12 protein-coding genes, 2 tRNA genes and 1 pseudogene are annotated in these 23,511 nt (G+C 37.1%); 7 read left to right on the top strand and 8 right to left on the bottom strand.

The annotated features are described in order from the left end of the window. The first annotated feature begins 1 nt into the window (after position 1). Positions 2–72, top strand: a tRNA-Gln gene (locus ACMGDK_RS17880). 134 nt (positions 73–206) lie between these two features. Further along, a tRNA-Gln gene (locus ACMGDK_RS17875) sits at positions 207–277 on the top strand. 160 nt (positions 278–437) lie between these two features. On the opposite strand, the gene ACMGDK_RS17870 is transcribed toward ACMGDK_RS17875, so the two are convergent. From ACMGDK_RS17870 to ACMGDK_RS17860, 3 genes are all read right to left on the bottom strand, one after another. Beyond that, positions 438–1,238 (bottom strand): GLPGLI family protein, encoded by an 801-nt coding sequence (locus ACMGDK_RS17870; RefSeq protein ID WP_436809175.1) that lies wholly within the window; start codon positions 1,236–1,238, stop codon positions 438–440. A gap of 291 nt (positions 1,239–1,529) precedes the next feature. After that, positions 1,530–2,957 carry an amino acid permease gene (locus ACMGDK_RS17865; RefSeq protein WP_436809174.1) on the bottom strand — a complete coding sequence of 476 codons (1,428 nt, stop codon included), beginning with the start codon at positions 2,955–2,957 and terminating at the stop codon, positions 1,530–1,532. Positions 2,958–3,070: 113 nt separating this feature from the next. After that, positions 3,071–3,364 (bottom strand): helix-turn-helix domain-containing protein, encoded by a 294-nt coding sequence (locus ACMGDK_RS17860; RefSeq protein WP_111955217.1) that lies wholly within the window; start codon positions 3,362–3,364, stop codon positions 3,071–3,073. Positions 3,365–3,547: 183 nt separating this feature from the next. Here ACMGDK_RS17860 and ccoN point away from each other — a divergent pair, with 183 nt between their 5' ends. The 5 genes from ccoN (at position 3,548) to ACMGDK_RS17835 (ending at position 15,322) form a co-directional block, all read left to right on the top strand. Further along, positions 3,548–5,827, top strand: a complete 2,280-nt coding sequence (gene ccoN / locus ACMGDK_RS17855; RefSeq protein WP_436809173.1) for a cytochrome-c oxidase, cbb3-type subunit I — start codon at positions 3,548–3,550, stop codon at positions 5,825–5,827. 18 nt (positions 5,828–5,845) lie between these two features. Continuing rightward, positions 5,846–6,733, top strand: a complete 888-nt coding sequence (locus tag ACMGDK_RS17850) for a cbb3-type cytochrome c oxidase N-terminal domain-containing protein (protein ID WP_436809172.1) — start codon at positions 5,846–5,848, stop codon at positions 6,731–6,733. Between the two features lie 279 nt (positions 6,734–7,012). Continuing rightward, complete coding sequence (locus ACMGDK_RS17845; protein WP_436809171.1) at positions 7,013–12,043, top strand: translocation/assembly module TamB domain-containing protein; 5,031 nt, start codon at positions 7,013–7,015, stop codon at positions 12,041–12,043. Further along, on the top strand, positions 12,043–14,370 hold the full coding sequence (tamL, locus tag ACMGDK_RS17840) for a translocation and assembly module lipoprotein TamL (protein ID WP_436809170.1): 2,328 nt from the start codon (positions 12,043–12,045) through the stop codon (positions 14,368–14,370). The genes ACMGDK_RS17845 and tamL overlap by 1 nt, the downstream gene beginning before the upstream one ends. A 1-nt stretch (position 14,371) precedes the next feature. Beyond that, positions 14,372–15,322 carry a YihY/virulence factor BrkB family protein gene (locus ACMGDK_RS17835; protein ID WP_436809169.1) on the top strand — a complete coding sequence of 317 codons (951 nt, stop codon included), beginning with the start codon at positions 14,372–14,374 and terminating at the stop codon, positions 15,320–15,322. 116 nt (positions 15,323–15,438) lie between these two features. Here ACMGDK_RS17835 and argS read toward each other — a convergent pair whose 3' ends face one another. The 5 genes and pseudogenes from argS to ACMGDK_RS17810 all read right to left on the bottom strand — a co-directional run bounded on the left by argS (position 15,439) and on the right by ACMGDK_RS17810 (position 23,511). After that, entirely contained in the window at positions 15,439–17,199 is a 1,761-nt protein-coding gene (gene argS / locus ACMGDK_RS17830; RefSeq protein ID WP_436809168.1) for an arginine--tRNA ligase, read from the bottom strand. A 118-nt stretch (positions 17,200–17,317) separates the two neighbouring features. Further along, positions 17,318–18,681: pseudogene (locus ACMGDK_RS17825) on the bottom strand (SusD/RagB family nutrient-binding outer membrane lipoprotein). A gap of 109 nt (positions 18,682–18,790) precedes the next feature. Further along, entirely contained in the window at positions 18,791–19,339 is a 549-nt protein-coding gene (locus ACMGDK_RS17820) for a hypothetical protein (RefSeq protein WP_436809167.1), read from the bottom strand. 129 nt (positions 19,340–19,468) lie between these two features. Then, complete coding sequence (locus ACMGDK_RS17815; RefSeq protein ID WP_436809220.1) at positions 19,469–21,496, bottom strand: SusC/RagA family TonB-linked outer membrane protein; 2,028 nt, start codon at positions 21,494–21,496, stop codon at positions 19,469–19,471. Between the two features lie 446 nt (positions 21,497–21,942). Then, on the bottom strand, positions 21,943–23,511 hold the full coding sequence (locus ACMGDK_RS17810) for a SusD/RagB family nutrient-binding outer membrane lipoprotein (protein WP_436809166.1): 1,569 nt from the start codon (positions 23,509–23,511) through the stop codon (positions 21,943–21,945).

Raw genomic sequence — 23,511 nt, 5'->3', positions numbered from 1 at the left:
CAGACCTATAGTGTAACGGTAGCACTCCGGTTTTTGGTACCGTCAGTCGGGGTTCGAATCCCTGTGGGTCTACAAACCATCCTTTTAAGGGTGGTTTTTGTTTTTATAACATCAGGTCTTTTTTTATTATTTTAAATTATCTTTTTTCGCAACAGTTTTTGTGTGTAAAGAAAAAAATTGTAGATTTGCACCACCAAAAATAAAGCAGACCTATAGTGTAACGGTAGCACTCCGGTTTTTGGTACCGTCAGTCGGGGTTCGAATCCCTGTGGGTCTACAAACCATCCTTTTTAAGGATGGTTTTTTTATTTAAAATAGCGATCAAAAGTATCTTTATATATTTTGGCGTTTTAAGAAAATTAATAAAGTTTGCTTTCATTGCAGATTAAATTAAACAATAACGGTTCGAAAGTGATGGTCCGTTCCGGCAGAAGTTATTATTTATAGTTGATTTTGTGATTCAACTCTAAAGGATTATTTTCTTCAAGAATATTTTTTTGCGCTTCTCTGATCATTTCATTTATATCTTTTTCATTTCCCTGAGGATCGGTAAAGGTTACTTTTTTGGCGGTTTTAGAATTCCAGGGGTCATTATAATAGGATTTTCCCAGACGATCATATTTTGCCCAATCGATGGTAATGGTTTTCTTCCTCGCATCAAACCAGTCGCCTCCTTTTTTTATTTGCACTAAATTGAATGAGTAATCATGTTCTGTATCTTCAATGGAAATGATTAAACCGGGCAATCCATTAAAAACATAAGGACCATCATTAAACGGTAGTTCAGATGTAAACCAGGCAATCCAGTTTCTGCCGCCATAATTAACTTCTGCTTTTTGTGATTTATATTTTCCTATTGTTTTTTGTTCTGATAAAATTTTCCAGTTTAAGGGTTCATCAATAGGAAGAAGATAATTCGCACGTAAATAAGTAATAACTTTCTCTACTTTATTATGATTCAAATCTTTTTTAACGTAAAATTGATTTTCAACTCCCATTTTATAGCCTCCATTTTTATTAATGAACGACAGAGAATCCGCTTTTTTAGCCATTGATTCCCGGAAAATAGAAATATTATTCTCAAAATCCAGCACCATATGATCCTTATAAATATCATCAGGTTTTTCTTTAGCTGATAAGAATTTAGTTTCATAAATAAAACTGAACCTCTGTGCAAAACAAAAGGTTGACACTAATGAAAAAAAGAAAATAAATTTCAATGGGTGTATTATTTTCATAAGTTCTAAGTTAAGTTTTGGATTTGCTGTTTGGATGTGAAACTCTAGTTTGATAAAGTCAAGCTCAAAAACTCAAGTAATTTATACAATTTTGGAGAGAAAGGCAACTGTTACATTTTGCACTTCAGTGGTGTAATGCAAAACGCATGTTTGCAAAGTTCTTAGTGCAACATAAATATATTATGGCTTTTTAATTGGACACAAAAAAGGACAAATAAAAATCCATCCTTTATGTTATTAAAACAAATCTATTTTACAGTTATCAATAAAACATCCGTAAACGCCTAGCTCCTACTTAGTTTTAGGTTTATACAGTTTAAACATCAGAAACAGAAAAATCAGCCATACCGGAATTAAAATAACTTGAATTTCCATTCCTGTAATGCTCATCAATACCAAAATAGCGACTAGAAACAGAATACAGATATAGTTCGAAACCGGATAAAATATGGAAGGAAATGAGGTCTTCACCCCCGTTATGTCTTTCTCTTTCCTGAATTTCAAATGGGTATAGCAGATCATCAGCCAGTTGATAATTAGAGTAGAAACCACCAAAGCCATTAAATACTCAAATGCTTTTTCGGGAACCAGTTTATTGATGATAATACAGATTCCGGCAAAACAGGACGAGATCAGGATCGCGTTGGTAGGAACACTGTTTTTATTCAGTTTCTTTAAAAATTTTGGAGCATTCCCCTGCTGCGCCAATCCGAAAAGCATTCTGCTGTTGCTGTAAACACTGCTATTGTACACTGATAAAGCCGCTGTCAGAACAATCAGATTAAGGATATTGGCAATTAAAACATTGAACTGGATCACCTTTCCGAAGATATTAAATTCAAATCCATTTAAATTCTGGAAAACCATGACAAAAGGGCTCGTCCCCTCGGTAATCTCTCTCCACGGGCTCAATGCAAATAAAATAACCAAAGCACCCACATAGAAAATTAAAATCCTGTAAATAACCTGATTGGTCGCTTTTGGAATCGTCTTTTCAGGATTTTTAGCTTCAGCAGCCGTGATCCCTATTAATTCCAGCCCACCAAAAGAGAACATGATCATTGCCATAGCTGCAAACAGTCCTGAAAAGCCGCCTTCCCCTTTATTAAAAAAACCTTTGGGAAAAAATCCACCGTCATTCCACAGATTTGAAATACTCGCTTTATCACCTCCGGTACCACTTAATAATAAATAAATACCAAAAACGATCATCCCAATAATGGCTACCACTTTAATGATGGAAAACCAGAATTCAGTTTCCCCATACACTTTTACAGAAGCCAGATTTAAGGCTGTAATCATGATAAAAAAGAATAAACTGGAAACCCAGAGTGGGATTTCGGGCCACCAAAAGTGAATATAATGGCCTATAGCCGTCAATTCAGCCATACTTACCAGAATATAGAGGATCCAGTAATTCCAGCCGGAAGCAAATCCGGGAAAATTCCCCCAGTATTTATAGGCAAAATGACTGAAACTTCCGGAAACAGGTTCCTGAACAACCATTTCGCCCAGCTGGCGCATAATAAAAAATGCAATAATCCCTGCTAAAGCATATCCCAGAATAACGGAAGGACCCGCTAAAACTGCTGCCGGACCGATCCCTAGAAACAGTCCCGTTCCTATGGCGCCTCCAAGGGCAATTAATTGAATATGTCTGTTGGTTAATCCTCTGACAAGAGTCCCATCATTGGACTCCGTTTTCTGTTCGCTGCTCATAAAATCAATTATGCCCTAAATATATAAAACTTTAGAGAAATTTGACTTCTATGAAGCCTACAGAATTCAATAGATTCAGTTTTAAAGAATTAAAAAATAAAATGGAGTGTTCTTTACAGATATTCCTCCGGAATTGAAATATTATTCTTTTTCATGTATTCCAAAAGCGACTGATAGCGGTCATCATTCCCGTCTGTTCCACATTTGTGAGAAATACTGCAGATGTCTGAAGGCTTAATTTCTAGGATATCGGAGATCTTCGTCAGGATTTCCAGATTGATCTTCACTTTAGAATTTTCAATGTCAGAATAGGCCTTCTGGGAAATGCCCATCTCAAAAGCCATATACTCCTGCGTAAAGTCTTTGCTTCTACGGATTTTCCTGATATTTTGACCACATACTTTCATCGTTCTTGTTTTAGTAGTTTTCGGTATAGTTTAGAAGGATACCTACTAGACTTACACAAAGTTAATAAATACCTTTGTCAAAACATTATACACGTTACATGATATTTATTTTTTCATATAAATCAAGGTCAATACCATCTGATTTCAGAGGATAAATATTTTCGGTACAATACAATTGGAATTATGGAGACGCAAAAATTCAATTATGACAATAATATTGTCAGAGCATTCTTGTATGCTACTATCGTATTCGGGCTGGTCGGCTTTCTGCTGGGACTTACAGCCGCGCTGATGCTTTTCTACCCTGAATTACCAGAGTTTTTATTCGGAACGGATGATACCACAATCCAGAGTTTGAGAAGTGGAAATATCCAGGGCCTGATCAACACGCAGGGTGCTATGGGATTCGGAAGGATAAGAATGCTCCATACCAGTGCCGTTATTTTTGCTTTTGTGTGTAATTCCTTCTTCTGCGGTGCTTACTACAGTATGCAGAGGCTTTTAAAAACAAGAATGTACAGCGACACGCTTTCATGGATCCATTTCTGGAGCTGGCAGCTGATGATCGCCGCTGTAGTGATCACTTTCTTAATGGGAATCAATACTTCTAAGGAATATGCAGAACACGAATGGCCGATTGACATCCTTATCACTTTCTCATGGGTTGTTTTTGGAATCAATATGTTCGGAACCATTGCGAAAAGAAGGGTAAGACACCTTTATGTAGCCATCTGGTTTTACATCGCAACCTGGATTGCCGTGGCCATGCTGCACATCTTTAATAATCTTGAAGTTCCCCTGTCATTCACAAGCTGGAAATCCTATTCCGTATATGCCGGTGTAAAAGATGCTCTTGTACAGTGGTGGTACGGTCACAATGCCGTAGCATTCGTACTGACAACTCCGGTGCTGGGTCTGATGTACTATTTCATGCCGAAAGCGGCACAGCGACCTGTCTTCTCCTATAAATTATCCATTATTCACTTTTGGTCGCTGATTTTCGTATACCTTTGGGCTGGCCCTCACCACCTTCAGTATACAGCGCTTCCGGCATGGGCTCAGGCCGTAGGTACGGGATTCTCTATTATGCTTATCGCTCCATCATGGGGAGGAATGCTGAACGGCCTTCTTACCTTAAGAGGTGCCTGGGATAAAGTAAGAGAAAACCCGATCCTTAAATTCTTTGTGGTAGCCATTACGTGTTATGGGATGGCCACTTTCGAAGGACCTTTATTAGCTACAAAATCTTTAAATAAAATCGGGCACTACACAGACTGGGTAATCGGGCACGTACATTTGGGTGCGCTTGGATGGAACGGATTCATGGCTTTCGGGGTAGTCTATTACCTGATCCCTATCATGTGGAGAACACCGCTATGGTCTAAAAAATTAGCCAACTGGCATTTCTGGCTGGGAACATTAGGAATTATCTTTTACGCAGTTCCGATGTATATCTCAGGATTCACACAGGGGTTGATGTGGAAACAGTTCAATCCGGATGGTACTTTAATGTATAAAAACTGGCTGGATACGGTAACAGCAATCATTCCTTACTTTAAAATGAGATTCTTAGGAGGTATCCTTTATCTTTCAGGAGCTATTTTAATGGTGATAAATGTTATTAAAACCGTAAGATCAGGATCATTTCAGAAAGAAGTTCCTGCAGAAGCTCCTGCACTGGCGGATATCGGCACTGCAAGAAAACAAGGCGAGGGCGTACACCTTTGGCTGGAAAGAACTCCAAAGCTGCTTTCTATTCTGGCTTTCATCACTGTAGCTATCGGCGGATTAATAGAAATCGTTCCAACATTATCATTAAAACAAAGCGTTCCGACGATTACCGCTGTAAAACCATACACACCACTTGAGCTGGAAGGAAGAGACTTATATGTTCGTGAAGGATGTAACTCCTGCCACTCCCAGATGATCCGCCCTTTCCGTGATGAAATCGTAAGGTTTGAAGGTAAAAACGGACAGTATTCCAAAGCCGGAGAATTTATTTACGACAGACCTTTCTTATGGGGATCCAAGAGAACAGGACCGGATCTTCACAGAGAAGGTGGCAGAAACCCGGATTCATGGCACTTTAAACATATGTACAACCCAAGAATTACATCTGCAGGTTCCATTATGCCGCGTTTTCCGTGGTTGATTACAAATAAACTGGACCGTACTCAAATGGTTGCCAAGATGAGATTAATGAAAAATGCTTTCGATGTACCTTATTCAAAGGCTGAAATAGATTCTGCAAACCAATGGGCAGACAACCAGTCTAAAGCCATTGTACAGAGAATTTATTCCGAGGCCACAGATGTGAAAGACCAGATGGAAAAAGAAAAAACAGCAAAAGGTGCATCTCATGTACCGCTTGAGCAGAGAGAAATTATAGCGATGATCGCCTATCTGCAAAGATTGGGAACCGATATTAAAACGACACAGATCCAGACCGCAAATGCTGAATAACCTTTAAAATTGACTGTAATGAAAAAGAGAACCCCAATTTCAATATATATCGCAACAACGATAGGCTTAACGATCATGGCGTTTGAAATGTTCGCCGGAGACTCAGGTTATTTTTCCTCGCCGTTTTTCTGGGCGCTTATTGTGATCGCTGTCATTCTTCTCCTGATCATGAACTCTATCGGAGATCTGGTGGAAAATGAAAGTTTCAGCAGGCTGTCCGAAGAGGAAAAGAAAGAATATTTGGCTGAAAAAAGCATTCCGTATTACCAGAAACTTTGGAATTCAGCGTTCAAAAAACAATCTGCTACCGAAGAAAAAGATATTTTGATCGACCACGGTTTTGACGGAATCACGGAGCTTGACAACTCACTGCCTAAATGGTGGATAGGTCTTTTCTGGTTCGGATGTATTTTTTGCGTGGTCTATATGACAGCCTTTGCCTTTACAGAATATGCCCATCCTGAAGCAGAATATGATAAAGAAGTAAAAACAATGCTGGCATCCATAGCAGAATATGAAAAAACAGCACCCCAGATCGATCTGGAAACCGCAAAATACAGTGCAGACCATATCGCAGAAGGTCAGGAGCTTTTCAAAACCAACTGTGTAACCTGCCACGGTGACGGAGGAAAAGGAGGTATCGGCCCGAACCTTACGGATACGCACTGGATCAATATCAAAGAAAAAAGCCTGTTTAAAAATGTTTTCTGGATGCTTGAAAACGGCTCTCCCAATAATCCTACGATGCGACCATTTATAAAAGAAGGAACTATCAGCGGAAGAGATGCTGAAAAAATTGCGGCCTATATCTATCACATCAACCAGGAAACGGCTCCTATCACTCCGGCTCAGGGCGGTGCAGCTCCTCAGGGTGAGGAAGTAAAATGGGAAAACGCAAACAATTAACAAAATTTATTATCTCCATATATCTCTGCCCCCTTTGAAACCTCTCTAACATTTGAATTTCATTTTTGCTAACCTTTTCAACATTAAAAATGATTAAAAGGGGGCTTTTAAAGAAAAAATCCAAACCTTGGTTGTCTTTATCAACTGATTCACTTGACAACTACTAAACTAAATTCCATAATAAGGCAGCCAAGGCAGGATTTTTGTATTGCTAGTAGGATACCACAACAAGGAACTTATAAAATAGTATTCTTATCTTTGTTTGAAACCTAATCGCATTTGAAACTGAAAATTAACAAAAGAAAGCTCTTAAAGCGTATTGCAATAACCTTTATTTCAATATTGGTTTTTCTTACCCTTCTGATATTTAGCTTAAGGCTTCCTGTCGTTCAGAACTTCATCAAAGACAAACTGGTTGTATATCTTGAGAAAAAAATCAAGACCAAAGTAAGCTTGGAAAGGGTGAATATAGGCTTCCCGAACAGCCTTATTATGGAAAACCTTTATCTTAAAGGACAGGATGTAGATACACTTCTTGCCGTAAAAAAACTGGATGTTGGCTTAAATATGCTGAAGCTTATCAGTTCCACTGCTGATATTACGTCGGTAGATCTTGAAGGAGCCCGCGCCAATGTAGTACGAAAACCCAACGGGACTTTCAATTTCGATTATATTATTAATGCTTTTGCGACCAGCGATAAGGAAGAAAGTCCTTCCAAACCGTTTATTATTTCCCTGGATAAGATCAATTTAAAAGATATCGGAGTGACGTTCAACGACCAGCAGTCGAGGAATGATATTCAGCTCTATTTCAAATCATTTGACACAAGGGTTAAAACTTTTGACCTCAACAAAAACACCTATGCCGTTAATGATATCAATCTGGACGGACTGAGATTAAAATTAAAGCAGGATCTTGTTGAAGAAGTCTCTAAAAAAGTAGAGAAAAAGGTAGATTCACTTAATGACAAAAAGCCGATGAGTATTGGTCTCAGAGGAATAAAGCTTACCAATTTCAATATTGATTACGGTGACGATAACACCAAAACTTTTGCTAAAGTTCTGTTCAAAGAATTAAGTACGAAGGTCAATAAGCTTGATCTTGAGAATAATTCCTATAATATTTCCAATGTTTTTCTTTCCGGGGCAGATATTAATGCCAACCTGTATCTTCCTGCACAGGACGCCAATCCTAAAGATCAGAAAAAACCTCAAGTTTCAAAAGTTTCAGACAAAGATAAAGCCATGAAGCTGCTTCTTGGAAAACTTGTCCTTAATGATGTGAAAGCCGTTTACAATAACACAGCGATTGCTCCCACCAAACAGGGAATGGATTTCAACCATATGAATTTTTCTAAAATGAACGTGGAGGTAAGACGCTTCAAAATGGAGAATAATACTTTTGCAGGAACAGTAAATTCAGCAGAAATTCAGGAAGGAAGAGGGCTGAATATCCAGAAATTCAATACAGATTTTGTATATGCAGAAAAACAGGCTTACCTGAAGGATCTTTATCTGCAAACCCCGAAGACACTGATCCGTGATGAGGTGATTTTAAATTATGATTCTATTGATCAGCTGACTTCAAACCCGGGCACTGTAAAAATTTCAGCCAATATTAAAGATTCCAAAATAGGTTTCGCTGATATTTTAAACATTGTTCCTACTTTACGAAATACGGTTCCTTTCAACAAATATCCAAACGCTATCCTCCATGTCAATGCCAATGTTCAGGGAATGGTGAACGACCTTCTGATCAAAGATCTTAAAGTCTCAGGACTGGATCAGTTGAGAATTGCTGCATCAGGAAGAATCACAAATGCGATGAAGCCTGAAAACCTTAATTATGATCTTAGGATCGGAGAATTTTCAGCAGAAGCTAAAACAGTGTACAATCTGGTTCCGAAAAATACAATTCCTTCCAATATATCCCTTCCTTCTCATTTCAGTATCAAAGGAAATGCAAAAGGAACGACTAAGGTGATCAAGACAGACCTTAACCTCTACTCTACCCTTGGAAATGCTGCCATCGTGGCAAATGTGGATATGAGCAGAAAAAACCGAGAGCTGTATGATGTAAAAGCCAATCTCCAGGCTGTCCAGGTTGGAAAGATCATTCAAAATAAGGATATTGGTCCTGTTACCGCACAAATTTCAGCAAAAGGCGAAAGCTTTGATTTTAAGAATGCCAAAGCTAACCTTAAAGGACATGTTGCATCTGCCGTCTACAAAGGATACCGTTACCAGAATATGGATTTAACGGGTAAAATAAACCGTGGAGTCTACAATATTGTTTTAAACTCGAAAGACCCGAATGCGAATCTGAATTTAATAGCTTCCGGAGTCTACAGCGAAAAAAATCCTACGGTTAAGATCAATGGTGAAGTGATTAAGCTTGATGTGAATAAGCTTGGATTCTATGAAAAGCCAATGATTATTGCCGGAAAAATTGACGGTGATTTTTCGAGCCTCAATCCGGATGCTTTAAACGGTTACCTAAACCTGAAAGATTTTGCATTCTCAGATACAAAAGAGGTTTACCCTGTACAGGAAGTGAATCTGAAAGCTTCTTCCACCCAGGATTCCACGCAGATTCTTTTCAATTCTCAGGTTGCTGATGTTTCTTTAAAAGGGAAATATAAGCTGACACAGGTTTTTGGTGCTTTAACGCAGACGGTTAATCAATATTACCAGTTCCAAAAGCCGGAAAAAGGTCAGAAAATTGATCCGGGGCAGTTTTTTACATTCAATGCAAAGATCAAAAATGATGATCTGATCAGAAAGTTTGTTCCGGATCTGAAAAGCTTTGAAACCATCAATTTAGCTGGAAATTATGATGCAGATTCCCAAAAAATAGAAATATATGGACAAATCCCGCAATTGTTATATGGTGAAAATTCTTTGGAAAACGTTGCTTTAAAAGTGACTAATGAGAACCAGGCGCTGCAGTACAGCCTCAATGCAGGTTCTTTAAAAAGCTCCAGTTTCACCCTGAAAAAAATCGCAGTAAACGGAGATGTTGCCAATAATATTATCAATTACAATATTACCACGAAAGATGACAAAGACGCCACTCAGTTCCTCATTGCAGGAAATGCAAAATCGTTGAATGATATTACAGAAATTTCTCTGAACCCAAATGGTTTAAAGCTAAATTACTCGGATTGGAATGTTGCTGAAAACAATAAAATCCAGATCAGCAGCCAGGGCATTTTAGCAGATCATTTTATCCTGTCCAATGGCGGAAGTGAGATATCGCTTCAGTCTGAAACCGACCGCCCAACCAGCCCTTTAAATGTTTCACTAAAAGATTTTAAAATTGAAACGATTACTGAACTGATTAAAAAAGATACGGTTCTGGCAAAAGGAACTATCAACGGAACAGCTCAGCTTAAGGATGTCACGAAAAACATGACCTTCACTTCCGATCTGAATATTACAGACCTGATTGTGTACGGAAGCCCTGTTGGAAATCTGGCGGTAAAAGTGAACAACACTTCACCGAATATTTTAAATGCTGATGTTGCTCTTTCCGGCAATAATAACGATGTAAAAATCCTTGGGGATTATAATACTTCTTCCAGTACATTTGATCTGAATATGGCCATCAACCAGCTCCAGCTGAAGAGTGTTCAGGGCTTTTCCATGAATGCGATAACGAATACAGAAGGCTATCTTTCAGGGAATTTAAAAATCACTGGAAATACAGATAAACCAAATATTTTAGGTAAAGTAAAATTCAATGATGCTGGTCTTGAAATTACAAAAACAGGCAGCGATTTCAGAAAATTGAATGACGAAATTGATTTTACAAACCGAGGAATCGAGCTTAATAAGTTTAGGATAAATGATAAGGATGGAAATTCTCTTGTAATCAACGGGCAGATTCTTACCCAGACTTACAGGGATTTTGCATTCAATCTTGATGTGAATGCGAAAGACTTCAAGGTGGTCAATTCAGAAAAATCCAATGATGCGATGATGTATGGAATTCTTGCGATTGATGCGGGACTTCATATCAGAGGAAATTTAGATCTTCCAAAAGTTGACGGCAGGCTGTCGGTGTCTGATGATACAGATTTCACTTTTGTCCTTCCGCAGTCCAGCCCTTCCCTGCAGGAAAGAGACGGAATTGTAGAGTTTATTGACCAGGACCAGGTAGTTTTAAATAAAACCATCAAAGCCGATTCGCTGAAAGCACAAAGTCGTTTCAAAGGAATGGATGTAAGTGTAAATATTGAAGTAAGCAAAGAAGCTAAACTGTCTATTGTTATTGATAAAGCCAACGGAGATTTTGTAAAACTTCAGGGTGAAGCGGAACTGACCGGAGGAATAGACCCGTCGGGGAAGACAACTCTTGTGGGAGTGTATGAAGTGGAAAAAGGATCTTATGAACTTTCTGTAAGTCTTCTGAAACGTAAGTTTGATATCCAGAAAGGAAGTACGATCACATGGACCGGAGAGCCTACCGCAGCAACAATGGATATTACCGCAGTCTATAAAACGGAAGCTCCGCCTATAGATCTCGTTGAGCAGCAAGTGAGCGGTGAAGATGCGTCCGTAATGAATCAGTTTAAGCAGAGAATACCTTTCAATACTTTGTTAAAAATGAAAGGTGAGCTTCTGAAACCGCAAATCACGTTTGATATTACTACGGATGAGAAAAACAATTCTGTATCCTCAACGGTAACTGATATTGTAGACCAAAAGCTTACTCAGCTCAGAACACAGGAATCGGAAATGAACAAGCAGGTTTTTGCTCTTCTGCTGCTGAACCGTTTTATTGGAGAAAATCCGTTTGAATCCGGCGCAGGAATGTCAGCTGAGATGATGGCCAGACAGAGTGTGAGTAAAATTCTGTCGCAGCAGCTGAACAATCTGGCTTCTGGCCTGATCAAAGGAGTTGATATTGACTTGGGTCTTGATTCTTCTGAAGATTATTCAAGCGGAACAAAAAATACAAGAACGGATCTGAATGTAGGAGTGAGCAAAAAATTGCTGAATGACAGGCTGAAAGTTTCAGTGGGAAGTAATTTTGCCCTGGAAGGTGAAGCGCGTCAAAACGAAAATACAACAAATATTGCAGGAAATGTCACGATAGACTACAGCCTTTCAAAAGACGGAAGGTATATGCTTCGGGCGTATCGTAAGGATGAATATCAGGTAGCTCTTCAGGGACAGATTATAGAAACGGGATTAGGATTCATCATCACTTTAGACTATGATAAATTCCGGGAGATTTTTCAAAAATCCAAGAAGGACAGACGTAAAAAAGAAAACAAAAATAACCAGGTAGTAGAATTTAAATAATGAAAATCAGATTTAATATATATTGGAAATACCTATTTGTTTCAGGATTTGCGGCTGTTACTTTCTCATGCAGCAATACAAAATTCCTGAAGGAAGGTCAGATGCTTTATGTAGGAGGGGAAGTGAAGATAGAGAATGATACTATTTCCAAAAAGGAGAAAAATGAGCTTCAGTCTGCATTAGAGGAAAATCTGGTTCCTAAACCCAATTCCACCATATTGGGACTGCGTCCGAGGCTGTATTTTTATAATATCGCCAAAGAGCCTAAAAAAGATAAAGGATTCAATTACTGGCTGAAATATAAGGCGGGTGAAAAACCTGTTCTGTTAGGAGATGTAGATCGCGAATTCAACAGAAAGATCATTGAAAACTATTCTGAAAACAAAGGCTATTTCAATGCCAGAGCTACCTATGATACGGTTTCCAAGAACAAAAAGGCAAAGGTAATTTATACTGTAAGGCCGGGCTCAAGATACTTCATCAGTAATGTTAAGTTTCAGCAGGATTCTTCGCTTGTCAATAGAGAAATTCAAAGTTTAACGGATAAAACTTTACTTAAACCCGGAAAACCTTTTGATCTTGATGTGATTAAAAATGAAAGAGAGCGTATTGATGATGGCTTAAAAGAAAGAGGGTTTTATTATTTCAATCCTGATAATATTATTGTTCAGGCAGACAGTACGGTAAGTAAAAACCACAAGGTTGAACTTAACGTAAAATTAAAAGAAAATACTCCCGATTTGGCAACGGAGCAGTTCAGTATTGACAAGGTCATTGTATTTCCGAATTATAATATCCAGGATGTAAAAAGAGGCAAATACAGTGTTCCGATGAATACGGATTCACTTTCTAAATATGCATACAATGACATTTATATAATTGATCCCCAGAACAAATTCAAACCTAAGATTTTCGACAGAGCTCTGTATTTTAAGAAAGGGGATCTTTATAACCGTTCCAATCACAATCTTACGCTTAACCGCCTGATCAGTCTGGGCGTTTTTAAATTTGTGAAAAATGAATTCATTGTTTCGGATTCCTTAAAACATCAGTTTGATGCTTATTATTTACTGACCCCGAGACAAATTCAGTCGCTGAGGCTGGAAGCTTTAGGAAGAACCAATTCCGCCAATTATGCGGGGAGTGAATTAAATCTGAACTGGACGCACAGAAATTTTTTCAGAGGAGCCGAACAGTTTAAGGCGTCCGTTTACGGAGCTTTTGATTTCCAGATGGGAGGCCAGGAAAATGCAAAGAATCTTTTCCGTGCAGGAACGAATGTTCAGCTTTCAATTCCAAGAATTGTAGCACCTTTCCGTTTTAATTCTTCAAGTGCTTTTGTTCCGAGAACGAATATCAATTTAGGATTTGAATTCCAGAACCGTACCGAATATTATACGCTTAATACGTTCAGTGCATCATTTGGTTATTTATGGAAGGAAAATGTGAGAAAGGAACATGATCTGAAACTATTGGATGTAACATTGGTTTCTCCTGCCAAGGTTACCGCTTTGTATGATTCTATATCGGCTAACAGTGATGCCATGCAAAGAGTTGTTCAAAAACAGCTTATTTTTGGACCTACCTATTCTTATACATATACCAATACAATGCTGTCTAAACCCACTACCATTTATTATAAAGGGACATTGGATTTAGCAGGAAATATTACAGGTTTGGTAACCGGTGCTAATGTTGAAAAAGGAAAAGAAAAAAAGATCTTCGGAATTCCTTTCAGTCAATATGCTAAAATGGAGAATGACTTCAGGCTTTATCATAAGTTCACAGAGAAAACATCTTTAGCTACAAGATTTATAGGCGGAGTAGCTTATCCTTACGGGAATTCAGAAAACATTCCTTTCTCCAAACAGTTCTTTTCAGGAGGGAGCAACAGCGTAAGAGCATTCCGTGCCAGAACATTAGGCCCCGGAAGTTTTGATCCGAGAACAATAAAGTCAGGTTATTATTTTGATCAGTCCGGAGATATCAAGTTAGAACTTAATGCGGAATACCGTGCTAACCTTTATAAGTTTTTAAATGTTGCTGTATTCGCAGATGCTGGAAATGTATGGTTAATTAACGAAGACGCTCAAAGACCTGGTGCTAAATTTTCGAAAGAATTTTTAAGTGAAATTGCAGTGGGGGCCGGAGTTGGCCTAAGACTTGATTTTTCTATCTTAATTTTAAGACTGGATCTTGCTATGCCATTGCGTGTTCCTTATTATGAAAAAGGAGACCGATGGGCATTTAACCGAATCAACTTCGGAGATTCACAATGGAGAAAAGATAATTTAATTTTAAATATAGCCATCGGATATCCTTTCTAATATGATCAATACCATCAAGTTTTTCTGGGAGGTACTGAAAGATACCTTTACTGAGTGGAATGATTCTTCCGCATCAAAAGATTCGGCAAGCCTTGCCTATTATGCGATATTTTCTATCCCCGGACTATTGATTATCATTATATGGATTGCAGGAAATTTTTTCGGTGAAGAAGCTATCCGTGGCGAGATCAGTAACCAAATCGGCGGATTGATGGGAAAAGACGTTGCTAAAAGTATTGAAGGGATGATTGCGGGAGCACTTATTGACAAGCAGAATATTTTTATGAAAATTGTAGGAATCGGATCGTTAGTTTTTGGTTCCACTACTTTATTTTTCCAGCTGCAGCATACTTTAAATGCGCTTTGGGACGTTGAAGCAGCTCCTAAAAAGGCATTGGTGAAATTTCTTTTGGACAGAGCCAACTCATTAGGAATGATTCTTATTCTAGGTTTTTTACTGATGATCACCATGATTTTATCTTCACTGATCAGTTTGTTTAACAACTGGATCACCAGCTATTTTGGTCTTGAAACCTATATGCTTGTAGAGTTTGTGAATTTTGCCATTGGTTTTGGATTGGTAATGCTCTTATTTGCGTTAATGTTCAAAGTACTTCCTGATATAAAAATCAGCTGGAAACCTGTATGGAAAGGTGCTTTACTGACCACCATTTTATTTACACTGGGTAAATTTTTGTTGAGTCTGTATTTTGGTAACTTTAAACCTACTTCTACCTTTGGAGCGGCAGGAACCGTTATTTTAATTATGATGTGGATTAATTATTCCTGTATGCTTATATTTTTCGGAGCGGTGTTTACAAAAGTGTATAACTACAAAAAAGGTTATAAAGTTGTTCTTTCCAAGCATGCAAAATGGAGCGCCGCGAAGCTTTATAAAGACAGTAAAAGGGAAAGTGAGTTGAGAGCGCGTGGAGAGGTTCGGGATGCGTGATGCGCGTTGATACAATTCCCGAATACAAGTTCCAATTGTACTAATAGTTTTTGATTATTAATACATTTTTACATCAAAAAAACAGCCTCCCAAAATTTTAGGAGGCTTTATTTTTTTTACATTCTGTCTACGGTTCCGATACCGAGCAATGCTAATGATTTTTTGATCGTTTTAGCTGTCAGGTCAGATAAATTTAAACGGAATTGTTTTAATTTTTCATCTTCCAGTTTCAGAATGATATTACTCTGATAGAATGAATTATAAGATTTAACCAGATCATAAACATAGTTCGCTACTAAAGCAGGACTTAATGCTTCTGCTGATTTTGCAACCACAGTTTTGTAGTTTGTCAATAACATGATCAGTTCTTTCTCGTATTGATTTAAGGTTACATCAGAAACTTCATTGTAATCTACATCAGCCTTTGACAGCAACGATTGAATACGTGCATAGGTATAAAGAATAAACGGACCTGTATTTCCTGAAAATTCCACACTTTCAGCAGGATTAAACATCATTTTTTTCTTTGGATCTACTTTTAGCATAAAATACTTCAAAGCAGCTAATCCTATTACCTCGTAAGAAAATTCTTTTTCTTTTTCAGAAAGCCCTTCCAGTTTTCCTAGTTCTGTAGTGATGGATTTTGCTGTTCCATACATTTCCTGCATGAGATCATCTGCATCTACCACGGTTCCTTCTCGGGATTTCATCTTACCTTCAGGAAGCTCTACCATTCCGTAAGAAAGATGGAACAATTGATCTGCCCATGGATATCCTAACTTTTTCATGATTTTAAATAAAACCTGGAAGTGATAATCCTGCTCGTTTCCTACCGTATAGATCAGCTTTTGGATATTATTCTCCTTAAAACGCTCTACAGCTGTTCCTAAATCCTGAGTCATATAAACCGAAGTTCCGTCTGAACGAAGCAAAAGCTTCTGATCAAGCCCCTCATCGGTAAGATCACACCATACGGAACCATCTTCTTTTTGATAAAGAATACCTTTGTCCAATCCTTCCTGGATGAGATCTTTTCCTAAAATATAGGTGTTGCTTTCGTATTGAACCTGGTCAAAATCTACTCCTAGTCTTTGATATGTCTCATTGAATCCTTTATAAACCCATGAATTCATTTCGTTCCAAAGGTCTCTTACCTGCTGATCTCCGTTTTCCCAGTCTACAAGCATTTTCTGAGCTTCTTTGATCAGCGGAGCATCTTTTTTAGCCTGTTCTTCTTCTATTCCCTGGTCTACAAGTTCTGCAATTTCTTTTTTGTAATTCTTATCAAATTCCACGTAGTAGTTTCCGACAAATTTATCTCCTTTTGTATTCGTTGTTTCTGGAGTCTCTCCATGTCCGAACTTCTCCCAGGCCAGCATAGATTTGCAGATATGAATCCCTCTGTCGTTGATGATCTGAGCTTTAATCACATCATAGCCAGCTTCTTTCAAGATCTGAGCTACAGAAAACCCTAAGAGGTTATTTCTGACATGTCCTAAGTGAAGCGGTTTATTGGTATTTGGAGAAGAATATTCCACCATTACAGTAGAATTTTTCTTTTCAATTGTATCAAAATCATTACTCACAGATCTGAAGTTATCCACAAACAGCTGGTTCTGTACCTTAACATTAAGAAATCCTTTCACCACATTAAAGCTTTCGAACAGATCAGACTGCTCAGTTAAAGCTTCTCCCAGTTCAACACCGATTCTTTCCGGATTTTTCTTAAGCTGTTTTACCAATGGAAATGTAACAATGGTAAAGTCGCCTTCAAATTCAGTTTTATTTTCCTGAACTTCCAGATTGATTTCTTTTAACTGATATACATTTAAAATAACCTCTGCAAGTTTCTTTTCTATACTATCTTTAATATTCATGTGTATATATTACTTTTTTAAGGGGCCACATGGAATAGCCTGCTTGTATCAAAATTTTGAAATACAAATATACGGAAATAAAAAAACCGCCCGAAGGCGGTTAAAAATTTAAATGGTCTTAGTTATCCCACCAAACTGGTATATTCACATCACTTACAACTACAGCATTGCTATTTAATGTTCTTTCAGCTTTAGGAGTTATTAATCTCAAAGGTATTTTTTTAGATTGACTATTCTGATTAGGTGTTAATACAGGAAAGCCTGTACGTCTCCAATCATTATAGGGTTCCATTGTAGTAAACAGGGCAGAATATTTTTGAGTGATGATATTCTGTAATGATACTGTTGCCGAAGCCGTAGTAGCAAAATCAGGGTGATCTGCACCTGTAACATCTACTAAAGATGAACTTACAGCAGCTTTAAGAGCGGTTTGAGCATCTGCAGTATTTCCTAATCTGAATTGTGCTTCAGCTTCTATGAATTTTATTTCACTATAACTAAATATTATATTCGATGTACTTGCACTTCCTGCAAAATAATTTCCAAATGGTGAAGCATCTACATCACTATCTTCTGGAGCTGACCCAGAATAACCACCGGATGTATTTAATTCAGCATAGTAAGGTAGTCTTGGGTCATTATAATTCTGTAAAAGATCTACAAAATATTTCCCCATAGACATATAACCTGATCTTTGATTATTAAACCCGAACCAAAGATTTTGATTATTTCCCCCATCAAACTTAGCTATTAAATTATCATTCTTAGAACTAAAAGAATTTTTTAAATAATTTAAGGCTTTCTCTGCAGCAACAGTACTACCTTCTCTCTGAGTAAGTCTTAGGGCATATCTTGCTTTAATTGCATAGCTAATTTTTTCCATTTATCTGTATCTCCTCCGTAAAAGATATCATCACCTCCGGGTAAACCTAAATTAGCACTTTCCGGCTTTGCTAAATCCACAATTGCACTATCCAAATAGCTTTGAATTTGCGCAATAACATTTTGCTGAGAATCATATTTAGGAGAGAAATTCTTCACTCCCTGAAACGCTTCTGAAAAAGGCACATCACCCCATGCATCAGTTGCATATCCGATATTTAAAGCTAATAAAATCTTAGCCATACCTGAATAGTAAGGATATTTAGCTCCAAACTGATTGATTATCTGATGAAGGTTTATCCCAGTCTGATAGATATTAGACCAATCTGTTTCATTATCCATTTCTGTTAAAAAATAATTGGTATAATCTAATGACTGAAACTGATTACCATTGGTATGCTGAGTAAACAAACTTATTTGTCTTGTAAGATTACCTGCTGAATTACTAATTGTTCCTATTGCAGCACCTGTAAATAGAGTTTTAGGAGAAGTAACTTCTGTAGGATTATTGGGATCATTATTAAACGTATCTAGCTCATGCTGGCAAGAATTGAGAAATAATCCAGCAATAATTATAGGTATGTATATTATTTTTTTCATAATTAAAAAGTGAATTTAAATGACATTGTATAACTCTTTGTCCCTGGATTATTGAAGTAATCAAATCCATTGGTATTAGAACCTGCACCGGCAATAGATGTTTCGGGATCTACACCTTATAGTTAGTAATTAAAAATAAGTTTCTAGCGGAAAAAGAAACCTGAGCATCTCTTATAAAAGATAGAGTTTTAGTATTGGACAAAATTTTACCAAAATTATATGATAAACTTACATCTCTTAGCCTAAGCCAATTTATATCTCTTTCCATCTGTTGTTCATTCACGCTACCTGACCCATCTCCTAAAAAGCTTGAATAGTACTGTTTGTTATTAATTGCTATCGTATTAGGAGCTCCAGTTTCAGTAACACCTGGTATTGTATACATAGCTGATCTGTCATCAGCAGAAGCTTGTGTCATTCCTAATCTATGTAATCTCGCTAATGTTCCGTTCCAAATATCTCCACCTTTACGTACATCTAATAAGAAGCTTAAAGACCAGTTTTTATAACTGAAATTATTTCTGATTCCTCCTAACCAGTCTGGATTAGGATTTCCAATAATTTGAGATTGTGCAGAAACTAATGGTAAACCATCAGATCCTATAATTAAATTACCAGCCGGATCTCTTTCCCAAGCTGTTCCATAAAATACTCCCAAAGGTTCACCTTTAATAACGGCAGGAACAACATTTCCTGAAAAGACATCAACTCCCTCGGTAGAGTAATTTAAATTGTCTTGTATTTCAACTACCTTATTTACGTTTTTAGCCCAGTTAAGGTTTACACTCTAGCTAAAGTTTTGATTTTTAAGAATATCATATCCTAATTCTACTTCTATACCTTTATTTTCGACTGTAGGACCATTGGTGAAATAATTCTGGTAACCGGAAGATGGCGCAACCGGAGCCTGGATGAGTAGATCGTAGTTGGTTGATTTATAAGCACTCGCATTTAGGCGCAATCTCTTAAATAATTCCAATTCTAAACCAACTTCAAATTCGTCGTTTCGCTCAGGCTTTAAATTTGGATTTTTCGCAATGGTAGTTAGTCCATAAGCTCCAACCCCCATATATGGAGAAGTTAATTGCGGACCAAATGTATCAAAATAGGTGGGAGTTCCATAAGTGTTAACAATATTGTATGGATTAGCAGATGCAAAAGTTTTCGCATAAGCTACTCTTACTTTTCCTAAATTAACCCACATTGGTAAATTTAATGTCTTGTTAAACAACCAAGATCCTGAAACAGAAGGATAAAAATAGGAACTATTTTGTTTTGGCAATGTACTGCTCCAATCATTTCTACCTGTTAATGTTAAATAAAACTGGTCATAAAATCCTAATTCTGCTGAAGCAAATATTCCTCTTTTAATTTGTTTGGAATCTGCATTATTAGAAAGAAAGGTAGTAAAGTTAGAAAGATTGAATTGGTTAGGTTCCAACATTGTAGATCCCTGAGTGTATTGATCATTTCCAAATTTAGAAAGTATCTGACCTCCCAGATTATAATTCAAATTAATATGATCAGTAAAGTTGATTAACCCGCTAAAGATTAAATCTAAATTGTACTGACTTTGTGTGTAAGTATCTACAACTATCTGACCCGTACCGTCTGCCGTTGAATTACCATTACTTGAATATGAATAATTCTGCTGAGCATGAGTTGTATAGGTATCAACTCCCGCTCTTAACAAGATATTCAGAGCTTTATTATAATTGTAAGTTAAATGACCACTAATGATAGATCTGTTTGTCTCGTCCTTATATGGATTATTATATACTGTATAATATGGATTATCATAGGCTGCAAAATAATTTTTATTATATCCTTGTACAGTCTGATAATCTCTAAGATCGTATGTTGCAGGTGTTCTGAGCAAAGATAGCATTACTCCAGCAGCATTGCTTCCTTTCTGAGCTCTTAAACCAGTTGTGTTTGAATACTTTACATCAGCTCCAGCTTTTAATTTATCGCTTAACTTAAATTCAGCATTAACACCAAAATTTGTCTTTTTAAGTGAGGTATTTGGAATAATCCCCGTTTGATCAATATGTCCAAATGATGCTCTGAAATTACCATAATCACCACTGCCTGAAAATGCCAGGTTATAATTTTGTGTAGTCCCTGTTTCAAAGAAGTTTTTAGCATTATCATAAGCTTTTAAGCCGGATACACTTGAAATTAATGGTCCCCAACTTTGGTTAGTTCCTCCTGTGATAGCATGGCCATCAGACCCATACTGAGCTGGTTCAATATAAGTGACTCCATTAGTTCCGGCAGCATAGGTTTTTTGAAGTTTTGGCAAGCGGGTAATCATATCAAAAGATACAGCTGTAGAGAAATCAATTCCAATCCCTTTTCTCATTCTCCCTTTCTTACTTGTATAAATAATCACACCATTTCTAGCATTCTCGCCATATAAGGCTGCGGCCGCACCACCTTTTAAAATTGATACACTTTCAATATCATCCGGATTGATATCAATAGCTCTGTTGGAATCATCTACTCCAGCCAAATTACTACCTTGCCCTGCATTATTGTTAACAGAGTTATCAATAACCTGACCATCTAAAACTATAATAGGCTGGCTTGACAGATTAATTGACTTTTGACCTCTAATCAAAATCTTACTTGATGCTCCTGGAGTACCAGAAGACCCTGTAACTTGAATCCCAGCAGCTTTTCCCGCCAGTCCCTGGATGATATTTGTCTCTCCTGATTTTTTTAAATCATCTCCATTTACCTGTGAGGTTGCATATCCAATTGTTTTTTTCTCTCTTTTAATACCTAGTGCAGTTACCACTACACCTTCAATCTCCTTTGTCTAGCTAGCGGAATCTTTTTTCTTCTGCTGGGCATTTACAATAGCAACAGAGGAAGACAATACCAAAACAAGCAGACTCGTTGTTAGTTTTTTCATTCAAATTAATTTTTACCCAGCAAAATTGTATTTTTATTAACAATTTAACAAGTAAAACTAAATAAAATAATAAATAAACCAATAACTAACACAAAAACACCAAAAACAATTAATAAAATAAACTAAAAACAGAAAATTTAATAAAAAAAAATAGCATCAATTAAAATATTAATGCTTTTTATATTCCTATATCAACCATTCACACATAACACATTGAATAATTGCTATATGAATTAAAAAAACAAATTTTGTTTATAATTTTCTAAACAAACACGTTTGAAAATAAAAAAAACCGCCCGAAGACGGTTTTTGATATGAATGTTAAATATATTAAAACTACATTAGTTAGTATCCCAGATTAGTTTTGTATTCATTTTATCACCTCCAATAGCAGCAGAAGCAGCTTCATAATTCGCTGTATTTAATGTCTGAACAGTTGTTGGATAGAAAACTCTGGTTGGCAAATCGGTTAGCCCTGCAATAAGTGAAGTAAATGTATAAGTTGTTTGTCCACTTGCTGACGGTACATTTAAATTTGCAGTTTGTCCGGGCAATAGTAAATGATTTGGATAGCCCGTTCTTCTGTATTCTGCCCAAGCCTCATTAGGCTGCATAAACAACGATACATACTTTTGAGTCAATACATTAGCTTTATTAGCAGCTGGAAGAGCTGCAACAAATGCAGTAATTTTATCAGCCGGAATCTGCCATCTCTCCATAGATGCTTTTACTCCTGCTTCATAGTGACTTTGTGACCAACCATTTGCTTCAGCTAATAAAAATTCAACTTCAGCATATTCCATAAATACCTCTGTATAAGCAGGTTTCAATACACTTGCTCCGAAGAAACTTGCTGACGCTGCCTGACTAGCTGCTAATGTGCTAGGTACACCATATGGCATACCGGCAATTTGACTTGCACTGGTAGCTTCAACCATATTCTGGTTTCTGATATTTCCAATTTTTACAGATGTAGGAGATGCATACTTGAAAATTCTCGGGTCTTCACCAAAATTCCCAGCCTGACCTTTCAACAATTGTACAAAAGTTTTAGAAATTGCAAAGTCTGATCTTGTCTGATAGGTTAAGAAGAAAGGAGAAGGATTAATCAGGTTATTTTCATAGGTTAATCCAACTGTATCATCATTAGAGGTCATTACTCCAGCAGCTATGGCATCTGTGATATGAGCCTCAGCTCCAGCAACCACACCTTTTACTCTCGTTGCAGTTCTTAATCTCAATGAATTAGCAAACTTTTTAAGTTTCTCAGGATCATTACCAAACAGTTGATCTCCACTTGTTAAAATATCCTTAGTTACATCAATCATTTGAGCCGCTTCTTTAAGCTCTTTCATAATATCAGCGTAAACCTTTTGTTGACTGGCAAATTTAGGCTGCAGATATAGTTTTACGTTTAATGCCTGAAAATCAGCATCTTTATTCCCATAAGAATAATAAGGAATATCACCAAAAGCATCAGCTAAATTCAAAAATACATAAGATAACATGATTCTTGCAGCTGCAATCTGGTTTACATTGGCTCCATAGTTTGACATTTGTGCTGCTGTAGCAGGATCTGTATTAAGATCTATAATCTTTTTGTAATCCTGAGCCACATAATAAGATCTAGTCCATAGCTGAGTACCGGTAGTTAGTCTATATTGATACCTGTCTTCTTCTGTATATTGTCTTTGGGCAGAATACTGTACCCAAGGCAACATCATTCTTCCAGATACCCATCCATCTCTGGTAAAATCCATATACTCTTTGTTGGCACTATTAAATAAACCTGTCGGTAGTGGATTCTCAGTAGAGTTTGGATTTGTGTCGATTTCGTCAAATTTATCTGCGCAACTATTAAGTGCAAGAGACAAACCTGCCAATGTTAATATTGAAAATATCTTTTTCAT

Source organism: Chryseobacterium hilariae (assembly GCF_051400735.1).
Classification (GTDB): domain Bacteria; phylum Bacteroidota; class Bacteroidia; order Flavobacteriales; family Weeksellaceae; genus Chryseobacterium.
This window is presented reverse-complemented; position numbering and strand designations above follow the sequence as displayed.

Bases quoted from the DNA above. Each gene is read 5' to 3' on its own strand.
- ACMGDK_RS17860 (WP_111955217.1), bottom strand. From the start codon at position 3,364: ATGAAAGTATGTGGTCAAAATATCAGGAAAATCCGTAGAAGCAAAGAC.
- ACMGDK_RS17835 (WP_436809169.1), top strand. From the start codon at position 14,372: ATGATCAATACCATCAAGTTTTTCTGGGAGGTACTGAAAGATACCTTT.
- ACMGDK_RS17870 (WP_436809175.1), bottom strand. From the start codon at position 1,238: ATGAAAATAATACACCCATTGAAATTTATTTTCTTTTTTTCATTAGTG.
- ACMGDK_RS17850 (WP_436809172.1), top strand. From the start codon at position 5,846: ATGAAAAAGAGAACCCCAATTTCAATATATATCGCAACAACGATAGGC.
- ACMGDK_RS17810 (WP_436809166.1), bottom strand. From the start codon at position 23,511: ATGAAAAAGATATTTTCAATATTAACATTGGCAGGTTTGTCTCTTGCA.
- ACMGDK_RS17865 (WP_436809174.1), bottom strand. From the start codon at position 2,957: ATGAGCAGCGAACAGAAAACGGAGTCCAATGATGGGACTCTTGTCAGA.
- argS (WP_436809168.1), bottom strand. From the start codon at position 17,199: ATGAATATTAAAGATAGTATAGAAAAGAAACTTGCAGAGGTTATTTTA.
- tamL (WP_436809170.1), top strand. From the start codon at position 12,043: ATGAAAATCAGATTTAATATATATTGGAAATACCTATTTGTTTCAGGA.
- ccoN (WP_436809173.1), top strand. From the start codon at position 3,548: ATGGAGACGCAAAAATTCAATTATGACAATAATATTGTCAGAGCATTC.